We start from the raw sequence: 19,531 nt of genomic DNA, 5'->3' as shown, positions 1-19,531 counted from the left end.
AGCGGTCGGACGTCTCACTCCGGTGAGACGCCGACGGTAAGAAGCGTTCCCCACGTCCGATACCGGTCGACCATCGCCTCGCGCGTCTCCCAGTCCTCGGTGGGGAACTCCTCGGCCGGCGGGATCTCCGTCTCGCGGTCGGGGATCGCGTCCTGTGCGGCGACGAACAGCCCCGCCTCGCGGAACGCCTCGCGATACTGCGCGCGGTTCCACAGGGTCATGTCCACGGAGATCTTCTCCTGCCACTCGTGGGTGTGCTCGCTCTCGGCGAAGAAGTTGACGGCACAGTAGAACGTCCCGCCGGGTTTGAGGACGCGTCGAACCTCCGAGAGCGTCGAGTGGGGGTCGCTCGCGTAGTAGAACGCCTCCATCGAGAAGACGTGATCGACGGCGTCGTCGCGAAACGGGAGCGCGTCGAAGTCGCCGACCAGAAACTCGATCGCCGCGTCGTCCGTGTACTCGCGGGCGTTCCGAACCATCTCCGGAGCGCCGTCGAGACCGTATCCGGATCCGATGTCCCGTTCGCGAAGGGCGCGAAGCGCGTATCCCGATCCGGTGCCGAGATCGACGACGGCGTCGCCCGGTTCGACCGGCATCCGGGCCAGAACGTGTTTCGCGGTGTGCCAGTGTCGCCGCTCCATGCCCCGGTCGCGTCCCTCCGCCGCCCAGTCGTCGAACTCCTCGCGAACGCTCATACTCAACGTGCGTGCGGCGAGGTGAAAACCGGTTCGGACGCTCGGACTCGGAGCGCTCGGTCGCGTCCAACGGGACCGACCGCGTTTCCAACGGCGGATTTTTGACCCAGGGGAACCGACGCGGCGTATGAAACGACCGCGGGCGCTCCGCCGGCCGAACTTCCGGATCGCGGACTCGGCCCAGCAGACCGTCGGCGGGTTCCTGCTTGCGGGACCCTTCGTCGTGACCGAGGAGGTGTGGGTCCTCGCGAGGGGGATGAACGCGATCCAGGCCGTCCTGACGGCCGGCGTCGTCGCGGCGATCGGATACGCGGCGCTCTACCGGGCCGACACCGGCCGCGAGCCCGAGGAGGAACAGGCGGTCGCCGGGATCCCGATCCGGTTTCTGTCGCTGATGACGGTGTCGTTCGGATCGGTGTTAGTTCTCGCGCTGCTTTTCGACGCGCCGGAGACCTTCCTGATCGACCAAGGGATGACCGGACGGGCGGTGTGGATCACGACCGCGAAGGCGGTCACCGTCGGCGCCGTCTTCAGCGTCGTCGGGGCGGCGACGGCCGACAGCGTGTTCTGATCGTTGCTGGATGCGGTTGCGGAATCAAAGGGTGCCTCCCGGGATCGATCTCGCGCCTGCAAACCAGTTAAGTCCGTTCGGGGGTAGCGGCGTGTATGGAGTACACGTTGGCCATCGAGAACGGCCCCGAAACGATCCCCGGCGGCACCGGACTGCTTTTGATACACCCGAGCATCGGCGAGACCGACCGCATCGACACCGACTTCCTGAAGGCCGATACCGACGCGTTTCTCGTGGTCTCGACGCGGACGACGGCCCGCGAGGTCGAACAGAAGCTCGAGTACTACGACGTCGACGAGTCGACGGCGACGATCCTCGATACGATCTCGGTCGAACGGGGATACTCGCGACGGTCCGGCGACGACGTCCACTACGTCGCCTCGCCGGACGACCTCGACGGCGTGGTCGACTCGATAGAGCGCTTCCTCGCGGAACACGACGGGAAGCTCCGCGTCTCGATCGACTCGCTGACGGAGATGGCCTACTACGCGGACGAGGAGGCGGCACAGGAGGCGGCCGCCTCGATCCTCGAGCTGCTCGACGAACACGACGCAGTCGGGCTGTTTCACCTCTCGAAGGAGGTCCACGACGACGCGCACATCGATCGGTTTCGGGAGCTCTTCGACGGCGTCGTCGACCTGCAGGCGGACGGCAGCGTGACGGTCGAGATGCGGTAGCGATCAGCGATCGTTCATCACGATCCGCCCACCACCCACCACTAATCGCCGTCCAGCGCCTCGAGCGTGCGTTCGGTCCAAGCCACCGCGTAGTCGGGCCCGTGTTCGAGGTAGACCGAGGCGTCGAGGGCCGCGAACGGCGCCGGGAGGTCGAGGTCGTGGCGGACCGCGGAGCAGGCGTACTCGGTCGCGGCGGCGAAGTCGGTCTCCCCGCGGGCGATCCGTCCGGGGAGCGCCTCGAGGCGATCGGTCAGTCGATCGCCGGCGTCAACCCACGCGTCGTGGAGCCGGTCGTGTTCGCCCGCCCACCCGGCGAAGGTCTCGCGGGTCACGAGGCCGATCCAGGCGTCGAAGAGCGCGTTGGCGATCTGATAGACGTCCGCCGGCCCGGGATCGCCGAGGGCGTCGGTGCCGCGTATCGCGGCGTCGAGATCGCGGTATCGCTCGCCGAAGAAGGGGAGAAAGTGGTCCGGGATCGCGGTTCCGTTCGGGGCTTCCGCGCCGATCTCGACGAGGGCGCGCGCGATCAGGAACGCGAGGAAGTCGTCGGGCGTGTGCTCGCCGCGGCGCTTGCAGATCACCGTCTCCGGAACCGTCTGATCGGTCCAAACGACGGTCCCGTCGCCGGGCATTCCGACGGTGAAATCCCCGCCGCAGTAGCGGTACAGAACCTGTGGCGCGTCCTCGGGGAGCCAGTCGGTCGGGTGGCTCGCCGGATCGAGTCGATCGACGAGGAGCCCGAGGTCCTCGGCCGCGGCCGGCGGGATCGTCTCGAAGTCGGCGTCCGCATCGAGGACCGGAGTCCCCGGCGCGTGCGTCGACCGAACCGCCTCGAGGTCCGCCGGAAGCTCGCGCGTCGAGAACATTCAGCCGAACGCGTACATCAGGACGATGAGGATCGAAAGAACAGCCGAGGCGCCGACCGTTCCGAGGACGACCTTCGTTGGGGTGCTCATACCGTGGCTCGGATCGCCGGTCGCTTAAATCCATCCGGTTCGTCCCGAGACGGGAAGCTCCGGTGGATGTTTTTAAGTGTAGTTCGACCGATCACCGACCGTGCGCGTACGAGACGCCGTCGAGAACGACGCGGAGGCGATCGCGGCGCTGTCGGGACGGCCCGTCGACGCCGCTCGCGAGATGGTTCACGACCGCTCGGTCCGCGTGGCGGTCGCGAACGACGAGCCCGGATCGACTCGCGAGGCCGCCGAGGCGTCGGACGAACCGATCGGATACGTCGCCTTCGACGCCCGCAGGGGTACCGTCCACGTGACCGGATTGGACGGCGATCGGACGGCGTTGAAACGCCTGTTGGAGGAGCCGAAACGCTTCGCGTCCGGCGAGGGACTGGCGATCGAGGCGATCGTGGACCGGGAGGAGACGGAGCGTCGAGAGCTGTTGGAGGATGCCGGATTCGATCGGGCGGGCGCTGGTCCACGATTCGAGGGGACGCCGACGGTTCGCTATCGGATCGAGGTCGACGACCGACGGTGATGCTGGACGGGAGAACAGCCCCGTTCGAGGAGATCCGATCACGAGAACTTGTGGACGGTCATCTCGAGCGTGTCGAGATCGAGGACGGGAGCGAAGCCGGCGTCGGGATCGATGTTGACGGACCGCTGGAAGTCGGTCTGAGCCTGCCAGCACCCGGAGTTGACCGCGAGCACGTTGTGGTACTTCCCCCAGCCGAGCTTGTGGACGTGGCCGGTGTGAAACACCTCGGGGACGTTCTCGATCACCAGGTGGTCGCGCTCCTCCGGGGCCACCCGCGTGTGGCCGCCGAACTGCGGGGCGACGTGGCGCTTCTTGAGGAGCTGGTACATCGCCCGGTGGGGCTCGTCGTAGCTCGCCTTCTCGGCGGGGAGCTCCGCGATGACCTCGTCGAGCGAGACGCCGTGGTACATCAACACCGAGACGTTCTCGACGGTGACCATGGCCGGGTTCGAGACGATCCGCGAGTCGTGAGCGGACATGATGCCCCGGAGCTCCTCGTCGAAGGCGGGTTGGGGTTCCGCGAGCCGGACGGCGTCGTGGTTGCCGGGGATCATGACGACCTCGAGGTCGGCGGGAACCTCCTTGAGGTGCTCGGAGAACCGCTCGTACTGCTCGTAGATGTCGACGATGTCGAGCTCCTCGTCCTGGTCGGGATAGACGCCGACGCCCTCGACCATGTCGCCGGCGATGAGCAGGTACTCGATCGCCTCGGCCTCCTCGGTGTGGAGCCAGCTGGAAAACGACTGCCAGGCGTCCCGCATGAACTCCTGGGAGCCGACGTGAACGTCCGAGATGAGCGCGGCCTGGACCTGCCGGTCCGCGAAGCTCGGCTGGAACGTCCGGGGGACGTCCGGGAAGTGGACCGAATCCGCAAAGAGGATCCCGGCGTCGTCCGAGAGCGTCCCGTCGATCGCGAGACACTCGTCCAGGAGGATCTCGTCGACGAGGTCCGCGATCCCCTTATCCTTCATGATCAACGCCGGAAACGTCCCCGTGGTGTCCTCGAGTTCGACGAGCCAGTGGCCGGACTTCGTCGATCGCACGTCGTTGACGAGGCCGATCATCGCCGCGTCGCTGCCGCCCGGCATGTCCGCGATCGCGCTGGCCGGCCGGTGGTTGACGCGGCCGCCGAGCAGCCTCGAGAGCCGCTCGTACCGGTCACGGAAGGTTCTGACGAAGTCGGCGTATTCCCCCGTACCGGTGCTTCGCCCGGTCATGTCGTCCGCGATCTCGATCGCCCGTTCCACGGGAGCCGATCGTTCCGTGGACGTCGATCGCTCCGTGGGGGTGTTCGGGGCCTCCGTGGAGGCGTTCGGGCCCTCCGTGGCGGTATCCGGACCGTCCGTGGTCGGGCCGGGACCGTCCGTGGATGACGCAGGTGATTCCGCGGACACGGTCCGGCCGCCAGGGGGCGCGGAATCTCGATCGGAAGCGGTGTCGGTCGTCCTCCCCTCCCCAGGCGAACCGATCGATGTTCCCTCGCGTCCGCGATCGAATTCGTCCGTCTCCCGATCGGCTTCCGGGTCGACTTTGTCCCCGTGTGTAGACCCCTTCGTTTCAACTGGAGATCGGCGTTCCGATTCGCCGGATGGATCGGCGGTGGTTCGAGTCGAAACGGAGGGGTCCGACGACGTGACGGAGCGGACGTGGTCGGCGGTGATCCGGAGTGCGTCCTCGGGAGCCGTCTCGACGACGTCCTCGAGCGTGGCGTCCGGGTCGCCCGCGTTCGCGATCAGCGTGACGGCCTCGCGCTCGGCGTTGTAGCCGCGGTCCGCGAGCTCGGCCACGATCCGGGAGGTCGTCTCGAGTGGCACGTCAGACCGCAGGGGAAGCGGGGCCAAAAGAATGCCGAACGGGGAAGCTTCCGAACGGGGGAACGCGGATCGACTCGAAAGCGAAGTCGAACGGAAGAACGCCTCGCTCGACCCAGAACCTTCAAACCGGAACACGACGAACGGACGGGTAATGGGTTCGGGAGGAGGTCGATCGGACGAGCCGTCGGGCGATCGAACGGGGACGGAGAACGTCCGATCCGACCGCTCCACCGAGGAAGCGGCGAACGGTGAAGACGGGAGCGGAGAAGCGGGAAACCACGACGTCGATTCCGGGGTTGGAGCCGAACCGGATCCAAGAGTCAGTTCCGATCCGGACCGCAGTCCCGAGAGACGAAGTCTCGAGAGCGAATCGGCCGACCCGATCGACGGCTTCGAGTGGAGCCGAAACGAAACTCGAGAATCGATCGAAAACGAGAATTCGGGCGCGACGGGCGCCATCCGACGGTTCCTCTCGGCCGACCGGGGGCCGGCGATGTGGATCCGCGAGATGGCGACGAGCGTGTTGATCGTGCTTCTCGTCGGGTTGCTCCTGTTCGGAGTGAGCGGGGTGTGGCCGCCGATGGTGGCCGTCGAGTCGGGAAGCATGGATCCGAACATGGTGAAAGGCGACCTGATCGTGGTCACGGATCCGGGACGGTTCGCCCCCGAGGCGGCGACGAACGATCGGGGGATAGTGTCCTACGAGCGCGGGGAGGACGCCGGATATCGTTCGTTCGGGACCTACGGGTCCGTAGTGGTGTTCTCCCACCCGGGACGGATCGGGTCGCCGATCATTCACCGCGCCAGGTTCCACGTCGAGGGGGGAGAAAACTGGGTCGATCGGGCGGACGAGCGATACCTCGGGAGCCAGGATTGTTCGGATATCACCCACTGTCCCGCCCCGCATTCGGGATACATCACGAAGGGGGATGCGAACTCGCGGTACGACCAGGTGAACGGGGTCGCGCCGCCGGTTCGATCCGAATGGATAACCGGCGTTGCTCGCGTTCGGATCCCCTACCTCGGCTGGCTCCGACTGATCGCGACCGGAGAGGCGACGACCGAGGAGTTCTTCGACACGGTGATCCGAGGACAGGGGACGGTCGCGTCCGTTCCGGACCCCGGAGGATTCGAGGATTTCGATCCGATCGACGGGATCGATCCCGTCACCGTCACGGTCGGCGGGGCCACGGCGATCACGTACGGACGGGTCCGGGGGACGTAAGCGGCCGAGAACTGACCCGACGGATTTCGACCGATCGGCCGATCGGACGGATCAGTCGTGGATCAGTTGTCGAATCGAGCCTGAACGAACGGCTGGGCGTTCTCGATGTCGCCGAGCCGCGAGTCCGACAGGAGGACGGCCTCGGTCTCCTCGAGCGGGACGGAGAGGCTCATCTCCTTGGTCCGGCCGTATCGGCCCTTCGAGACGACGACGGCGTTGACGATGCCGAGCATGTCGAGTTCCGAGATGAGGTCGGTCACGCGACGCTGGGTCAACACGTCGGCGTCGATCTCCTCACAGAGGCGTTTGTAGATGTTGAACACCTCTCCCGTGTTGATGTTGTGGACGCCGTTCTTCTCGAGGAGGATGATCGAAAAGAGGACGATCTTGCTCTGGGTCGGAAGCGTTCTGACCACCTCGACGACGCGGTCGAGTTCGATCTTGTCCTGTGCCTGTCGGACGTGTTCCTCGCCGACGATCTCGGCCTGTGACCGCTCGGCCAGCTCGCCGGCTGTCCGGAGGAGATCGAGGGCGCGTCGGGCGTCACCGTGCTCCTGGGCGGCGAAGGCCGCACAAAGCGGGATCACGTCGTCGGTGAGCGCGTCGGGTTTGAACGCCACGTCGGCGCGGTGCTGGAGGATGTCACGGAGCTGGTTGGCGTCGTAGGGCGGAAAGACGATCTCCTCCTCGCCGAGGCTCGATTTGACCCGGGGATCGAGGAAGTCGGTGAACTTCAGGTCGTTCGAGATCCCCATGATCGAGATCCGGGAGTTGTCGAGCTCCGAGTTCATCCGCGAGAGGTTATACAGCGTGTCGTCGCCGGACTTCTCGACGAGCTTGTCGATCTCGTCGAGCATGATGACGACCACGCGCTCGCGATAGTCGACCGCCTCGAAGAAGGTCGAGTAGACGCGGTCGGTGGGCCATCCGGTCATGGGCACCTCCTCCATGTCCGCCGCGTCGTCCTCGAGTTCGGCGATCCGGTCCTCGATCGCCTCGACGTCGTCGAACTCGGAGCCGGCGATCGGGCCGGATGGATCGGCGGCATCGCTTGAGGCGGAATCGGTGGAGACGGAATCAACGGGAGTGGAATCGGTGGAGGTGGAATCGCCGGAGGTCACGCCGTCGTCCGGAGCGGAGTCGGAGGCGGAAGCGGCGTCGGCAGTGGAGTCGAAACGGTCGTCGACGGGGTCGGAGTCGTCCTCGAGACGTGATCGGAGCTCCCGAAGTTCCTCGATCCGGTCGTCGATGACCGCCTCGTTCTGCTCGATGAACTCGTTGGCGAGCTGCGCGAGCACGCGGTACTGTGTATCGGTCACCTCGCAGTTGATGTACTGAACGTCGCAGGGAACCTCGTACTTCGTCGAGGTGGACTCGAGCTCGTTGGAGACGAACTTGGCGGAGGCGGTCTTTCCGGTGCCGGTCTTTCCGTAGATCAGGATGTTGGAGGGGGTCTCCCCGCGAAGCGCGGAGACGAGAATCGTGGCCATCCGGTTGATCTGGTCGTTCCGGTGTGGAAGCTCACGGGGGGTGTAGGAGGGTCGAAGCACCTCCTTGTTCTCGAATATCGGCTCCCCGGAGAGCAGGTCGTCGAAGAGGCCCTGCGTCTGTTCGTCGCCGTCCTCGTCGTCGAGAACCACGCCGTCGAGGTCGACGTCCGGCGAGGAGCGATCGCGACTCGAGGGATCGGGTGAATCGACGTCGGCCCCGATCGATCGGCCGGTTTCGGATGGCTTCGGGTTCCCCGCGGAGTCCGGGATCACGTTCGTCTCCGCGTTCGGATTCGTGTTCGTCTCCGCGTCGTCATTCACCCCGGTGTTCGGAATCGTCTTCGTGTGGACATCGGTCAGTACATCGTCGTCACCGGGTACATCGTCGTCAGCGTCGGTCGTGGCGTCGTCTATGACGCCTGACGTCACATCGCCATCGTCGTCACGTTCGTCGTCATCCCCGTCACGAGCGTCGGCTTCTCCATCACGTTCGTCGTCCTGTTCCTCGTCCTGTTCGTCGAGATCCTCGACGGGATCGGATCCCGACTGGGCCGTGGATGGATCCTTTCGCGTCGAACTATTCGAACCGGTTTCGTCGATCGCCTCCCCCTGTGTCGTGTCGTTTTGACCCATTTCCAACCCCTCTGTTTCATGTGGAGAACACCCCGAAGGGAGCGGAGATATCGGCGTTGGGCGGCATGAACCCGATGGATACGTGAGATCGCTCGAGACGGGGCGTCCAGATGATGCAAGCGAAACAGATGTGCACATACGGTAAAAGTATTGTCCTCTCCAATTGAAAGGAAGGTGGGTGTGACGAATGGATCGAAGGTGTGGTGAACGGATCGATCCCACAGGCTCATGTCGCGAGAACGCTGCTAGTCAACGATCGGGACGGATTATCAGCGATTCATAAACCGTCGATAGTTTCGATAGTCAACGTGTGCCTTGGTCTGCAAGGAATCCTCCGAAGCGGACAACGAGTACTGTCCGATCAAATATCGATCGACGTGGCCTGATCCTCTGCACTCGGTCGATCACGCCTTTTTCCCTTCGTCTTCTTCCATCCATCCACCGACCCCCCACCCCTTCGTTTCGAGTGGAACCAGAAGGGAAGACGTTGGACGTGAGCTCGAAGTGGATTCCGGAATATAATTCTCTGTAGAATAGATAAAATAAATATATATTGGGTGTGAATAATACCTCTTTCTGCAGTACGGGTCCGTTACTCTACAACACATAATAAAACCACCGTTATTTGATCGCCCTCTCTCCGACCCCCACCCCTCCAGATCGAGTTCCACCCGAAACGAAGGGGTTGGGGGGTGGTCGTCTCACCGACCCAACGTTGGACCGATCCAACGTGCAACTTACCCGCCGCCGGACTCACCCAACGTCGGACCTATCACCAATCCAACGTCGGACCTCGGCGATCGACGAGAACTCGACGGATCCGTCATCGTTACTGCAAGACCGTAGGGCATGGTATGCGACATCTCGGATCGCGATATTCAATAGATACTGGTATACAATATCACGGATCGTGACGCACAATATCACGGATCGTGACGCACGGTATTGTGAACCGTGCCACACAATATCTGCCGATGTCGCGTCCTCAACCACGGTCCGGGGAATCGCCGGCCTCGCCGCGTCTGACGCAGTTCTTAAGTGAGAGCGGCGTGGAAACTGCGGTATACTCCCCGCGCGGTCGCAGGGACGGAGGCCAGGATGGGACTGCTCACGAATCTCAAAGACAGCATCTCGCGAGCCACTGACCGGCTGTTTGCGGAGGACGAGCCGAAGCGGATCGGCATCTACGGACCGCCAAACGCCGGAAAGACGACGCTTGCGAACCGTATCGCCCGAGACTGGACCGGCGACGCCGTCGGTCCGGAAAGCCACATACCCCACGAGACGAGACGAGCTCGTCGCAAGGAGGACGTCGAGATCGAACGGAACGGACGGACCGTGACGATCGACATCGTCGACACCCCCGGGGTCACGACCAAGGTCGACTACACCGAGTTCCTCGACCACGAGATGGAAAAGGACGACGCGGTCCGTCGCTCGCGCGAGGCCACGGAGGGCGTCGCGGAGGCGATGCACTGGCTCCGCGAGGACGTCGACGGCGTCATCTATGTCCTCGACTCCTCAAGCGATCCGTTCACGCAGGTCAACACGATGCTCATCGGGATCATCGAGTCGCAGGACCTCCCCGTGTTGATCCTCGCGAACAAGACCGACCTCCCGGAATCGAACGTCCAGCGCGTCGCGAACGCCTTCCCCCAACACGAGACGATCCCGCTTTCGGCCCTGGAGGGCGACAACATGGACGAGGTATACGACAAGATCGCGGAGTACTTCGGATAATGCCCGAGGCAACACCCGACGAGTCCCCCGATGGAGTCCCGGGGGGATCGAATCCCGACGGCGACGATGGCGTACCCGGCGACGACGGCGTGCCCGGCGACGACGACGGCGTACGCATCGATCTGATAAGCGGCGCCCGAATGGAGGGGCTCACGAGCATGGAGAAGATCCGGCTCATTCTCGACGGCGTCCGCGACGGCAACATCGTCATCCTCGAGGAGGGGCTCTCGCCCGACGAGGAGTCGAAGCTCATCGAGGTCACGATGACGGAGATCAGCCCCGACGACTTCAGCGGCATCGAGATCGAGACGTATCCCCGATCCGACGCCGGCGACAAGACGCTCCTCGATCGGATCATGGGCCGTGAGTCGACCCAGAAGCTCACCGTCATCGGCCCCGCCAACCAGCTCAAAACGCTGCACAAAGACGAGACGCTCATCAGCGCGCTCGTCTCCCGCCGGTAGATGCCACACCAGTGTACGGAGTGCGGCCGAACCTTCGCCGACGGCTCGAAGCAGATGCTCTCCGGCTGTCCCGACTGCGGCGGCAACAAGTTCCAGTTCAGACCCGGATCCGCGATCGATCCCGACGAACGAGGGGGCGGGCCCGCCGATGCGTCCGATGCCTCCGGTGGGGTCGGAGCGTCCGATGGCCCCGGTGGAGTCGGAGACGAGGAATCCGCGCGAACCGCAAACGTCGGCGGCTCCGCTTCCCGATCCGGATCTGGATCGGAATCCGGATCGGGACCGAGATCCGACCCCGATGACGCAACGGAGATCGACGACGACGCTTCCGGCATGGAGGATCACGCCCAGGCCGACGCTCGCTCCGCGGTCGTAAGCTCCGACGAGCTGTCGGTCACCAAGGAGTCGGATTCGTTCGGGTCGCCGGAGGGGTCCGCCGCCGACTCCGACCCCGACGTCGATCCCGGTCGCGGCGAGAACGCCTCGGACGCTCCCGCCGACCACCCGGACACGGACCCCGCTCCGGATCACGATCCGAGCCCGGAACTCGCGGAACTCCGCGAGGAACTCAACGACCAGTTCGAGAGCATCCGGATCGTCAGTCCGGGCCAGTACGAACTCAACCTGATGGAGCTGTACGACAGACAGGAGTACATCATCTCCTTACAGGAGGACGGCCGCTACGTCATCGAGATGCCGGGCGATTGGGGCCCCGACGAGGACTGACTTCCCGATTCTCGCCGCACGTCCCCCTTTCGACACTCAGAATTCGATCGTCGCCGCCGGCTCGCGAAAGTCGGGATCGTAGACTTCGAGCGATCCCGCGCGCCACTCGATCGGATCCACCTCGAGGTTCGTGAGGCGTTCAGCCGCCTCGATATCTCCACCCCGCGCGAGCGTCACGTGCGGGGTGTACTCCTCGCCCTCCATTCCTTCGACCGGATCGAAGACGCCACAGAGGCGTCGATGTACCCGTCGGAGATCGCCGCTCTCGACGCGCAGGTAGACGACCGGTCCCGGTCCGCGTGTCGGCCGTCGGAAGTACTCGATCCCGGTGATTCGGAGGTCGATCGGATCGGTTCCGTCGAGCACCGGCCGGACACGCTCGCGGATCTCGGCCACGGCGCGATCGCGTTCCGCGGTCGGGTCCCGTCCGGGGGCAACTCCGACGTCCTCGGCACCGATCCGCTTGCAGACCAGCGTGCGGCGCTCGCGAAGCCGATCGAACGCGACGAGTTGCGGGTGGAGATCGTCGGCGAGTCGGTCGACGGCCGGGGGAAGCGGAACGTTGAGGCTGAACATGATCGAGTAGTGAGGACCGATCGAAACTACCGGTGCACGTGGTCCGTGAAACTAACAGAGCACGTGGTCCGTACTAAAGATGGGTGTGGTCCGTTCCCGTCGCGATCAGATCCTGTCTGTCAACCAGAGGACGATCACGACGACGAGGACGATCCCGATGAGCGTCGGGAGCATCCGAAACACCGCGAAGGTGATGTCCAACAGCAGGTCGAGTATCTCGAGGATCAACCAGACGATCGCGAGTCCGAGCACGATCTTCAACAGATCCTCGACCTCCAGGCTCGCCCGGTCGGTGCCCGTTCGCCCTCGGGAGTCCATGGACGTTCTCGTTTTCGTACGTCGATAAGGATTGTGGCTCTCGCTCCGACGCCCCCGTCTCCGTCCGAACGTATCATCCATTCGTCACCACACCGACGCATGAGTAACCGATATAGGGTGTGGGCGCACATCGTCCTCCATGGGGGGACACGCGACGGTTCGTACCGATCGGTCACGACGTACCCTTCTCGTCACGTTCGCAGCCGTTCTCGTCGTCTCGGTTGCGGCCCTCGTGGTCGTCGGAGCGTCCGGGACCGCGACCGGCCTCGAACTCGGCGGCGGATCGGTCGCCGCACAGGAGATCGACGCCGACCGGGTGACCCTTCGTGCGACGGTGACGGAGTCCGGGGACGCCGCCTGGCGGATCGAGTACCGGACGCGGCTCGATACGGACGAGCGCGAGGCGGCCTTCGAGAACCTCAGTTCGGACGTCGCGGCGAACGAGTCGGCCTACGCCGATCGATTCCGGTCGCGGATGCAGTCGTCGGCCGACGCCGCCGCCGCGGCGACCGGCCGGTCGATGGCGGTCCAAAACGTCACCGTCGAGGCCGAACGCCGCGAGCTGCCGGAGGCCTATGGGGTGTTGGTCTACGAGTTCGAGTGGACGAACTTCGCGGCCGTCTCCGACGAGCGGATGGCGGCCGGCGACGCGCTCGCCGGGCTCTTCCTCGATGAGGGACAGCGTCTCACGCTCGCGTGGCCGGAATCCTACGAGCTCGAGACCGTTCGACCGTCGCCCGACGAGACGAGTTCGACCTCGGTCACCTGGGCGGGTCCCGTCGACTTCGCCGCCGACGAGCCGCACGTCGAGGCGGTCCCCGCGGGCGTGTTGGGAACCGGAATCGGTCCGCTTCCGTTGGCGCTCGCCGTAATCGCCGTCCTCGCCGTCGCCGTCCTTCTGGTGGCGTATCGTCGTCGAACGGACCAGGACGGATCGTCGACGCCGACCGCGGGGGCGAATCCCGATGCGGGCGAGGAATCCGTCGAGCCCGAGGAGGAGGAGGAGGCGGCATCGACGTCGGGAGTTGGTGCCGCGTCGAAGACCGGTGACGCGTCGAAAACCGATACGACCTCGGACGCGGGGACCGAGGGATCGCAGGCGGGAACCGGATCCGATCCCGAGGAGCTGTTGAGCAACGAGGAGCGGGTCCTTCGCCTGCTTCGCGAGAACGGCGGCCGGATGAAACAGCAGGACGTCGTTCAGACGCTCGGGTGGACCGACGCCCGGACGAGCCAGATCGTCTCCGGGCTTCGCGAGGAGGAAAAACTCGAGAGCTTCAGGTTGGGGCGCGAGAACGTGCTTCGGCTACCCGAGGCCGACGCGACCGATTCCGTGGACGACCGATCCGACGACGGCGGCTCCGACGAGGACGAGTCCGGAGACCCCGATGCGGCTACCGGATCCGGTCCGGATTCCTGACGGCTGGCGGCGTTCGTCGTGATCGGTCAACTCGTCGAGATACGTAGCGACTACTAATTCACTCGAGACCGTGTAGTCCGCTCGAGACGTCCCGGTGGTCACCCTCGTCGCGCGTGCCCGTTCACGTCTCGTTCAGTTCGTGGAACTGATCGAGGAGATCGTCCGCGGATTCGCCCGATTCGTACGTGATCGAACCGCGGTAGTCCGTCCGCTCGTCGTCGAAATCGGCGTCGACGACCCCCGTCTTCTGCTCGCGACGTTCGTGTTCGTCCTCGTCATAGGCACCCATTGACATGGTATGTCTTCCATTAGCAATATCTATACAAATATGTAACGGTCATTCACGGTACGGCTCCCGATTCTCACGAACGGGACCTCCAACTGCCAACGCCGCCGATTGACGCTCGAATGCACGCTCCGACGTCGAGGTTCGAACGCGCGCTCCGACGTCGACCATGATCGAACGAACGTCGTCGATCTCGGATGAACGTCGTCGATCCGTGGAGATACGCCGTCGATCCCCGGAGACACGTCGTCGATCGTCGGATACATCGGAACCCATTACCGTTCCCGCAGTCTACGCCGGTCGTGGCACGACCGCTTCGATTTCGCCGCGCTCCCGGCCGATGGAGCGAGAACTCCGTTCGCGACCGGATCGAACGCCCCCTCGACGAGAACCTCGGCGCACGTGCGCGTCCCCCCTGGTTCGTCTCGCCGGCGGGGTTCGACGCGCGACGCTTCGAGATGGACGACGGATCGATGGCGCTCTTCTGCTGGACCGACGAGGACCCCGACCCGCCGTCCGGGACGGGCTCGGGGCCGGTCGGCTACTGGATCGGAAACACGGAAACCCCGAGTTCGCTCTGGAAGACGGACAAATACGGCTTCGAGGAGGTCCCCTACCCGGTTCGACGATGGGTCGAACGCGAGCTGCTCGCCGAGTTGCGGACGGAGGAGCCCTGGATCGAGGCGTATCCGCACCTCGCGTGGTTCTTCCTCCCCGTCCTCTGTTCGAAGGACGGCGCCGACTCGACTCGGGCGTTCTTTCGCGACCACGCCGCCGGGTTCCCCGACGCCGAACGCGAGGAGGCATTGGAGTTCCTGGAGGAGGCCTTGAGTCGGGGGGTCCTCGACTCCCACCGCGAGGTGATGGCGGGCAAACTCGGTACCTCCCCGCACGTCGATCTCGTCCGGATGAGCGCCGCCGTCGCCGAGTACGTCGCCGCCGACGTGCTCGATCGCGCCGGCTACGCGGTCACCCCGGAGATCGAGGTCACCACCGGCCACTCGCTCGATTACCGCGCGTCAGTTCCCGACGATCCCGCCTCGTTCCTCGTCGAGGTGACGCGCCCACAGCCCGTCTCGGGCAGGGCGGCCGGAAACCCGGTCGCGGCCGTTCGAGACACCGCACAGACGAAGACCGACGGGCAACTCGAGGCGCACGGCGGCGGCGCCACCCTGTTCGTCGACTGCTCGTCGTTCCCGGACGACGACTGGCGGGCGGTCCTCGGCGAGCAGCCCGACGTTCGCCACCGCCCCGCGGTCGTCTACCGCGTCAGGCCCTCGGGACACATCGAGGGCTACCGGGTCGGATCGGTCCCCCTCGATCTCGAAGGGGTCATCGACTTCGGCGGATAGCGTATCGTCGGATCCGACGCCGGATCGAGTCCCAAAAATCGATCGGGCTCGAACCGAGACCAGCGCCAACCAAACCGGGACCAGCTCCGATCAAAGCGAGCCCGGTCCCGATCAAAACGAGACGCTCGTCGATGCCGTTGGGTTGCATCACCGGGACGTGTCCCTCCCGAATTCTTAACGATTTTTCATATACTTTCTTAGTCGGTATGCATTATTTAATGATAATTAATGATGATGGTCGGACGGTACCACCGAACATAGACGGGCCGATCGATCGGAGCGACGGCTTTCTGTACGACCACCCTCTGTATCCCGTATGGACGGTAGCTCCGGGTCCTCCGGCGACGATCCCTCGACCGCGGGCGATGATTCCCCGATCGGGTGTGGATCGGATCGACCGATCGTCGCCGATCTCCACGTGCACACGACCGCCTCGGACGGCTCGCTCACGGTTTCGGAGATCCCCGCCGCCGCCGAGCGTGCCGGCCTCGAGTGGGTCGCGGTGACCGACCACGACCGGATCCATCCCGACCTCTCCGAACCCGTCGTCGAACGGGACGGGATCTCGATCATTCGCGGGATAGAACTCCGCGTCGACGCCGGCGAGATGCGGGTCGATCTTCTCGGCTACGGCGTCTCCGAGACCGACGCGCTCGCGGAGGAGATCGACCGGATCCAGCGGGATCGAATCGACCGAGGGCGTCGCATCATCGACCGCGTCGAGTCGCGGCTCGACGTTCGCCTCGACGTGGAGGCCGCACCCGGGATCGGTCGTCCCCACATCGCGCGAGCCATCGCGGACTCGCCGGCACCCCACGACTACGGCGACGCGTTCGCGGAGCTGATCGGCGCCGACTGCCCGTGTTACGTTTCGCGCGAGGTGACTCCCCTCGAGCGCGGCGTCGACCTGCTCTCGGAGTCGTGTGCGCTCGTCGCGCTCGCACATCCCTTTCGGTACGACGACGTCGACGCGGCGCTCGAACTCGCCTCCGGCCTGGACGCGATCGAGCGGTGGTACCCCTACGACGTCGAGGTCGATCCCGGCCGAATCGATCGGTTTCGTGCCCGGTCGGACGTGGACCTCCTCGCGACCGGCGGGACGGACGCCCACGAGCGAACCCTCGGCGTGGCGGGGCTCACACGATCGGCGTTCGAGCCGGTTCGCCGCACCATCGTCGATCCCGGAAAACCCCGCGAACAAAGCTAGGCTTAACCCCACTCGGTCCGAACTGTCGTGTATGTACTGCCACTACTGCGATCGCGAGGCCGCCTACGAGGCCGAGTCCGACGGGGTCACCGTCGGCCTCTGTGAGGTGCACTTTCGCGAACGCGTGCAGGAACTGGCCGACTCCGACGAGCTCGAGGCGCTCAAAGAGCACGTCGACGTCGAGGGCCCCGAGTAGTCGCTGCGATTCACCGCTCGCTCGCGCCCATTCACTCGTCCCGATCGACGTCCGGTACCGAAACCGATTGGTGTGATCCGACCGTGTCCCCTCTCGAGACGTGTTCTTCCCCCTCCTGCAGCTGCTCGTCGGGCTCGTCGGCCTCGTCTACGGCGGCAAACGCGTCGTCGACGACGCGAGCGCCTTCGCCCACGAGTGGGGCGTTCCGCGACTGTTCATCGGCGTCACCTTCGTCGCGATCGGTAGTTCGATCCCCGAGATCGCCGCCTCGGTGTACGCCGGACTGTACCAGTCGCCCCAGTTCGTCGTCGGCCACATCGCTGGCTCCGCGACCGCACAGATCACCGTCGGCGTCGGCGTCGTGGCGCTCCTGTCGCCGCTCTCGCTCGAGCGCTCGAAGATCCGGCTCTACGGAGGCGGGATGGTCGCCGCGATGGGCCTCATGCTCGTCTCCGTGCGATCGGGTCGGACTACCCGCCTCGAGGGGATGCTCCTCGTGGCCGCGTATCTCCTCTTTCTCGCCGCGAGCTATGAACGGCTGGACCTGCACGACACCGTCGATCGCCGGGTCTCGGACCGGACGACCGGTCCGCGGGCTGCCGTCGGACTGCTCGCGGGGCTCGTGTTCGTCGTCGCCGGCGGCCACCTGCTCGTAGTCGGCAGCCGGGAAGTGGCCCTCGTGGTCGGGGTTCCGCCGCTGGCCATCGGCCTGATCACGGGGCTTGGCACCACCGCTCCGGAGATCGTCGTCGCCGCGATGGCCGTGTTGAAACACCGCTCCGGGATCGCGATCGGGACGCTGTTGGGCAGCAACGTCACGGACCCGCTGTTCTCGTTCGGCCTCGGGGCGGCCGTCGGCGGGTTCTCCTTCGGGAACCCCGAAGTCGTGATGGCGTCGACGGCGTACATGCTCCTCGCCTCCGTGATCGTGGTGGGGATCTTCCTCGTTCGCGGCGAGATCGGTCGTCGGGGCGCCGTCTGCTGTATCTCGCTCTACGTGCCGACGTTTCTCGTGTGAGGTCGACGACCGATCTACGACCGAGGAAGGTAACACTCGTCGCCCGTAGCGACTTTCTTTATAAGGTAGTGGGTTGGGGCGAATTTGAATCGCCGGCCTCCTCCATGTCAAGGAGGTGTCATAACCAGACTAGACCACCAACCCGACCGCGGCTCGTCTGGCGCGTTTTCACGTATCCGGGGGACGTAATTGAACCTTTCGAATCGACGACGGCGACGGGTCCGGATCGAACGACGTCGACGCGATCGTCGGGCCCGATCGACGTTCCGCGTCCGCGGTTCGCCTCGACCATACACCTCCGTTCAAGTACCTCCGCGGGCATCGGCCGGTATGGTCGATCTCTCCGCCCGCGCCGATCGCCTCGACGCGTATCTCGCCGAAACCGACCTCGAGGCCGTCTGGTTCGCGCGGCCGAACGGCTTCGCCTGGCTCACCGGGGACGCGAACGACGGCATCGTCGGTCCCGGATGCGGGGCGGACGGCGGCGGCGGCGTGGGCGTCGACCTCGCTGCCGGCGATGCGGCCGCGACCGTGAGCGACTGCGGCGTCGCCGCGGTCGGGTACGACGGGACGTTCCGCGCCCTCGTCCCCTCCAACGAGGCGGACCGGTTCCGCGAGGAGGTGCTTCCGGACCGGATCGCCGTCGAGACGTTCCCGTGGCACGCCTCCTCGCTCGCGGAGGCGATCGCCGACCGCTCGCCCACCCCGGCCGCGACCGACGCTCCCCTCGGTCGCGACGGGTTCGAGGTACTCGACGCCTCCCGGCTTCGCCAGCCCCTCTCGGAGGAGGACTGCGAGCGCTATCGCGAGCTCGGTCGGGAGGCCGCCGCCGCGGTCGAGACCGTCTGTCGACAGCTCGAGTCCGGCGACCCGGAATACGAGGTCGCCGCGGCCATCGAGATCTCTTTGGCCTCCCGGGGCGTCTCGACGCCGGTCGTCTGCGTCGGCGGCGGCGACCGCGCCCGGCGGTACGCCAGTCCGACCCCGAGCGACGCGGAGCTCGGCGAGTACGCGATCGTCTCGGTCACGGCCGAGCGCGGCGGGCTGTACGCCTCGCTCTCGCGGACGGTAACTTTCGACGCACCCGAGTGGCTCGAGGAGCGCCACCGCGCGGCCGCCCGGATCGAGGCCACGGCGCTCGCCGCCACGCGGGCCGCGATCCGGGGCGATCTGACCGGCGAAACGGGTGGGGGCGATTTGGCCGGCGAGGCGGGCGATGCGGGCGAACGCGCCGAGGCGCGCGCGACCTCGGGCGAGGTCTTCGAGGCCGTCCGCGAGGCGTACGACGCGGTCGGATTCGCCGACCGCTGGAGCGATCACCACCGGGGCGGGGCTGCGGGATTCGCCGCGCGCGAGTGGATCGCGAGGCCCGGCGGCGACCGTCCCGTGACTGCACCGATGGGGTACGCCTGGAACCCGACGGTCGTCGGTGCGCGAAGCGAGGACACGTACCTCCTCGCGAGCGATCGCAGCGAGGTCCTCACGAAGACCGGCCAGTGGCCGACGGTCGAGGTCGATCCGGTGGACGTTCCGGCGCTCGATGGCCTCTCCGTCGACGCCTTCGAGCGACACACGCCGATCGTCTTGTGACCCCTCCGCGGCGTCGAATGGGGCCACCGCTCCCGTTCGGTC

The 19,531-nt window shown here is 65.7% G+C and carries 21 protein-coding genes and 1 tRNA gene; 13 read left to right on the top strand and 9 right to left on the bottom strand.

The features are described from left to right. Positions 1-14 precede the first annotated feature (14 nt). Positions 15-695, bottom strand: coding sequence for a class I SAM-dependent methyltransferase (locus tag ACZ5YD_RS10005; protein WP_379743659.1), 681 nt, complete (start codon positions 693-695; stop codon positions 15-17). 127 nt (positions 696-822) lie between these two features. On the opposite strand from ACZ5YD_RS10005, the gene ACZ5YD_RS10000 reads away from it, so the two are divergent. Together ACZ5YD_RS10000 and ACZ5YD_RS09995 are read left to right on the top strand one after the other, a co-directional pair. After that, on the top strand, positions 823-1,266 hold the full coding sequence (locus ACZ5YD_RS10000) for a DUF2391 domain-containing protein (RefSeq protein WP_379743662.1): 444 nt from the start codon (positions 823-825) through the stop codon (positions 1,264-1,266). 95 nt (positions 1,267-1,361) lie between these two features. Continuing rightward, the gene (locus tag ACZ5YD_RS09995; RefSeq protein ID WP_379743665.1) at positions 1,362-1,943 is read left to right on the top strand and encodes a DUF7090 family protein; all 582 of its coding nucleotides are present in this window, start codon (positions 1,362-1,364) and stop codon (positions 1,941-1,943) included. Between the two features lie 41 nt (positions 1,944-1,984). On the opposite strand, the gene ACZ5YD_RS09990 is transcribed toward ACZ5YD_RS09995, so the two are convergent. Then, positions 1,985-2,809: a DUF7089 family protein gene (locus tag ACZ5YD_RS09990; RefSeq protein ID WP_379743668.1), complete on the bottom strand. Its 825-nt coding sequence runs from the start codon at positions 2,807-2,809 to the stop codon at positions 1,985-1,987. After that, a complete protein-coding gene (locus ACZ5YD_RS09985) occupies positions 2,810-2,899 on the bottom strand; it encodes a hypothetical protein (protein ID WP_464384449.1) in 90 nt (29 codons plus the stop codon). A 100-nt stretch (positions 2,900-2,999) separates the two neighbouring features. Here ACZ5YD_RS09985 and ACZ5YD_RS09980 point away from each other — a divergent pair, with 100 nt between their 5' ends. Further along, positions 3,000-3,434 carry a hypothetical protein gene (locus ACZ5YD_RS09980; RefSeq protein ID WP_379743671.1) on the top strand — a complete coding sequence of 145 codons (435 nt, stop codon included), beginning with the start codon at positions 3,000-3,002 and terminating at the stop codon, positions 3,432-3,434. A 38-nt stretch (positions 3,435-3,472) separates the two neighbouring features. On the opposite strand, the gene ACZ5YD_RS09975 is transcribed toward ACZ5YD_RS09980, so the two are convergent. Next, the gene (locus ACZ5YD_RS09975) at positions 3,473-5,248 is read right to left on the bottom strand and encodes a DNA-directed DNA polymerase II small subunit (protein WP_379743674.1); all 1,776 of its coding nucleotides are present in this window, start codon (positions 5,246-5,248) and stop codon (positions 3,473-3,475) included. A 151-nt stretch (positions 5,249-5,399) separates the two neighbouring features. Between ACZ5YD_RS09975 and ACZ5YD_RS09970 the strand changes: the two genes are divergently transcribed. Further along, positions 5,400-6,473, top strand: coding sequence for a S26 family signal peptidase (locus ACZ5YD_RS09970; RefSeq protein ID WP_379743677.1), 1,074 nt, complete (start codon positions 5,400-5,402; stop codon positions 6,471-6,473). 62 nt (positions 6,474-6,535) lie between these two features. Here the strand turns inward: ACZ5YD_RS09970 and ACZ5YD_RS09965 are convergent, their stop codons facing one another. Then, entirely contained in the window at positions 6,536-8,596 is a 2,061-nt protein-coding gene (locus ACZ5YD_RS09965; protein WP_379743680.1) for a Cdc6/Cdc18 family protein, read from the bottom strand. A 1,098-nt stretch (positions 8,597-9,694) separates the two neighbouring features. Between ACZ5YD_RS09965 and ACZ5YD_RS09960 the strand changes: the two genes are divergently transcribed. From ACZ5YD_RS09960 to ACZ5YD_RS09950, 3 genes are all read left to right on the top strand, one after another. Next, positions 9,695-10,336 carry an Era-like GTP-binding protein gene (locus ACZ5YD_RS09960; protein WP_379743683.1) on the top strand — a complete coding sequence of 214 codons (642 nt, stop codon included), beginning with the start codon at positions 9,695-9,697 and terminating at the stop codon, positions 10,334-10,336. A 140-nt stretch (positions 10,337-10,476) separates the two neighbouring features. After that, entirely contained in the window at positions 10,477-10,800 is a 324-nt protein-coding gene (locus tag ACZ5YD_RS09955; RefSeq protein ID WP_379743749.1) for a DUF2073 domain-containing protein, read from the top strand. Continuing rightward, complete coding sequence (locus tag ACZ5YD_RS09950; RefSeq protein WP_379743686.1) at positions 10,801-11,526, top strand: Zn-ribbon domain-containing protein; 726 nt, start codon at positions 10,801-10,803, stop codon at positions 11,524-11,526. Between the two features lie 36 nt (positions 11,527-11,562). Here the strand turns inward: ACZ5YD_RS09950 and ACZ5YD_RS09945 are convergent, their stop codons facing one another. Then, positions 11,563-12,102 (bottom strand): 2'-5' RNA ligase family protein, encoded by a 540-nt coding sequence (locus ACZ5YD_RS09945; RefSeq protein WP_379743689.1) that lies wholly within the window; start codon positions 12,100-12,102, stop codon positions 11,563-11,565. Positions 12,103-12,207: 105 nt separating this feature from the next. Continuing rightward, the gene (locus ACZ5YD_RS09940) at positions 12,208-12,420 is read right to left on the bottom strand and encodes a DUF7554 family protein (protein ID WP_379743692.1); all 213 of its coding nucleotides are present in this window, start codon (positions 12,418-12,420) and stop codon (positions 12,208-12,210) included. A gap of 139 nt (positions 12,421-12,559) precedes the next feature. On the opposite strand from ACZ5YD_RS09940, the gene ACZ5YD_RS09935 reads away from it, so the two are divergent. Then, complete coding sequence (locus ACZ5YD_RS09935; protein WP_379743695.1) at positions 12,560-13,840, top strand: helix-turn-helix transcriptional regulator; 1,281 nt, start codon at positions 12,560-12,562, stop codon at positions 13,838-13,840. Positions 13,841-13,961: 121 nt separating this feature from the next. Here the strand turns inward: ACZ5YD_RS09935 and ACZ5YD_RS09930 are convergent, their stop codons facing one another. Next, the gene (locus tag ACZ5YD_RS09930; protein ID WP_379743698.1) at positions 13,962-14,135 is read right to left on the bottom strand and encodes a DUF5786 family protein; all 174 of its coding nucleotides are present in this window, start codon (positions 14,133-14,135) and stop codon (positions 13,962-13,964) included. 293 nt (positions 14,136-14,428) lie between these two features. Between ACZ5YD_RS09930 and ACZ5YD_RS09925 the strand changes: the two genes are divergently transcribed. From ACZ5YD_RS09925 to ACZ5YD_RS09910, 4 genes are all read left to right on the top strand, one after another. Then, complete coding sequence (locus ACZ5YD_RS09925) at positions 14,429-15,478, top strand: DUF5784 family protein (RefSeq protein WP_379743701.1); 1,050 nt, start codon at positions 14,429-14,431, stop codon at positions 15,476-15,478. Positions 15,479-15,794: 316 nt separating this feature from the next. Continuing rightward, complete coding sequence (locus ACZ5YD_RS09920; RefSeq protein WP_379743704.1) at positions 15,795-16,685, top strand: PHP domain-containing protein; 891 nt, start codon at positions 15,795-15,797, stop codon at positions 16,683-16,685. A 31-nt stretch (positions 16,686-16,716) separates the two neighbouring features. Next, positions 16,717-16,881: a DUF6757 family protein gene (locus tag ACZ5YD_RS09915; RefSeq protein ID WP_379743707.1), complete on the top strand. Its 165-nt coding sequence runs from the start codon at positions 16,717-16,719 to the stop codon at positions 16,879-16,881. A gap of 100 nt (positions 16,882-16,981) precedes the next feature. Then, complete coding sequence (locus ACZ5YD_RS09910; protein ID WP_379743710.1) at positions 16,982-17,899, top strand: sodium:calcium antiporter; 918 nt, start codon at positions 16,982-16,984, stop codon at positions 17,897-17,899. A gap of 69 nt (positions 17,900-17,968) precedes the next feature. Here ACZ5YD_RS09910 and ACZ5YD_RS09905 read toward each other — a convergent pair. After that, positions 17,969-18,043: transfer RNA gene (locus ACZ5YD_RS09905), tRNA-Val, on the bottom strand. A gap of 186 nt (positions 18,044-18,229) precedes the next feature. On the opposite strand from ACZ5YD_RS09905, the gene ACZ5YD_RS09900 reads away from it, so the two are divergent. After that, complete coding sequence (locus ACZ5YD_RS09900) at positions 18,230-19,489, top strand: M24 family metallopeptidase (protein ID WP_379743713.1); 1,260 nt, start codon at positions 18,230-18,232, stop codon at positions 19,487-19,489. Positions 19,490-19,531 lie beyond the last annotated feature (42 nt).

The sequence above is a fragment of the Halopenitus salinus genome (assembly GCF_055397165.1).
Note: the sequence above shows the minus strand (reverse complement) of the source record. Positions and strands in the feature narration are given on the sequence as shown.

Excerpts from the sequence above, each read along its gene's own strand:
- ACZ5YD_RS10005 (WP_379743659.1), bottom strand. The coding sequence starts at position 695 with ATGAGCGTTCGCGAGGAGTTCGACGACTGGGCGGCGGAGGGACGCGAC.
- ACZ5YD_RS10000 (WP_379743662.1), top strand. The coding sequence starts at position 823 with ATGAAACGACCGCGGGCGCTCCGCCGGCCGAACTTCCGGATCGCGGAC.
- ACZ5YD_RS09995 (WP_379743665.1), top strand. The coding sequence starts at position 1,362 with ATGGAGTACACGTTGGCCATCGAGAACGGCCCCGAAACGATCCCCGGC.
- ACZ5YD_RS09990 (WP_379743668.1), bottom strand. The coding sequence starts at position 2,809 with ATGTTCTCGACGCGCGAGCTTCCGGCGGACCTCGAGGCGGTTCGGTCG.
- ACZ5YD_RS09985 (WP_464384449.1), bottom strand. The coding sequence starts at position 2,899 with ATGAGCACCCCAACGAAGGTCGTCCTCGGAACGGTCGGCGCCTCGGCT.
- ACZ5YD_RS09970 (WP_379743677.1), top strand. The coding sequence starts at position 5,400 with ATGGGTTCGGGAGGAGGTCGATCGGACGAGCCGTCGGGCGATCGAACG.
- ACZ5YD_RS09965 (WP_379743680.1), bottom strand. The coding sequence starts at position 8,596 with ATGGGTCAAAACGACACGACACAGGGGGAGGCGATCGACGAAACCGGT.
- ACZ5YD_RS09960 (WP_379743683.1), top strand. The coding sequence starts at position 9,695 with ATGGGACTGCTCACGAATCTCAAAGACAGCATCTCGCGAGCCACTGAC.
- ACZ5YD_RS09955 (WP_379743749.1), top strand. The coding sequence starts at position 10,477 with ATGGAGGGGCTCACGAGCATGGAGAAGATCCGGCTCATTCTCGACGGC.
- ACZ5YD_RS09950 (WP_379743686.1), top strand. The coding sequence starts at position 10,801 with ATGCCACACCAGTGTACGGAGTGCGGCCGAACCTTCGCCGACGGCTCG.
- ACZ5YD_RS09945 (WP_379743689.1), bottom strand. The coding sequence starts at position 12,102 with ATGTTCAGCCTCAACGTTCCGCTTCCCCCGGCCGTCGACCGACTCGCC.
- ACZ5YD_RS09940 (WP_379743692.1), bottom strand. The coding sequence starts at position 12,420 with ATGGACTCCCGAGGGCGAACGGGCACCGACCGGGCGAGCCTGGAGGTC.
- ACZ5YD_RS09935 (WP_379743695.1), top strand. The coding sequence starts at position 12,560 with ATGGGGGGACACGCGACGGTTCGTACCGATCGGTCACGACGTACCCTT.
- ACZ5YD_RS09930 (WP_379743698.1), bottom strand. The coding sequence starts at position 14,135 with ATGTCAATGGGTGCCTATGACGAGGACGAACACGAACGTCGCGAGCAG.
- ACZ5YD_RS09920 (WP_379743704.1), top strand. The coding sequence starts at position 15,795 with ATGGACGGTAGCTCCGGGTCCTCCGGCGACGATCCCTCGACCGCGGGC.
- ACZ5YD_RS09915 (WP_379743707.1), top strand. The coding sequence starts at position 16,717 with ATGTACTGCCACTACTGCGATCGCGAGGCCGCCTACGAGGCCGAGTCC.
- ACZ5YD_RS09900 (WP_379743713.1), top strand. The coding sequence starts at position 18,230 with ATGGTCGATCTCTCCGCCCGCGCCGATCGCCTCGACGCGTATCTCGCC.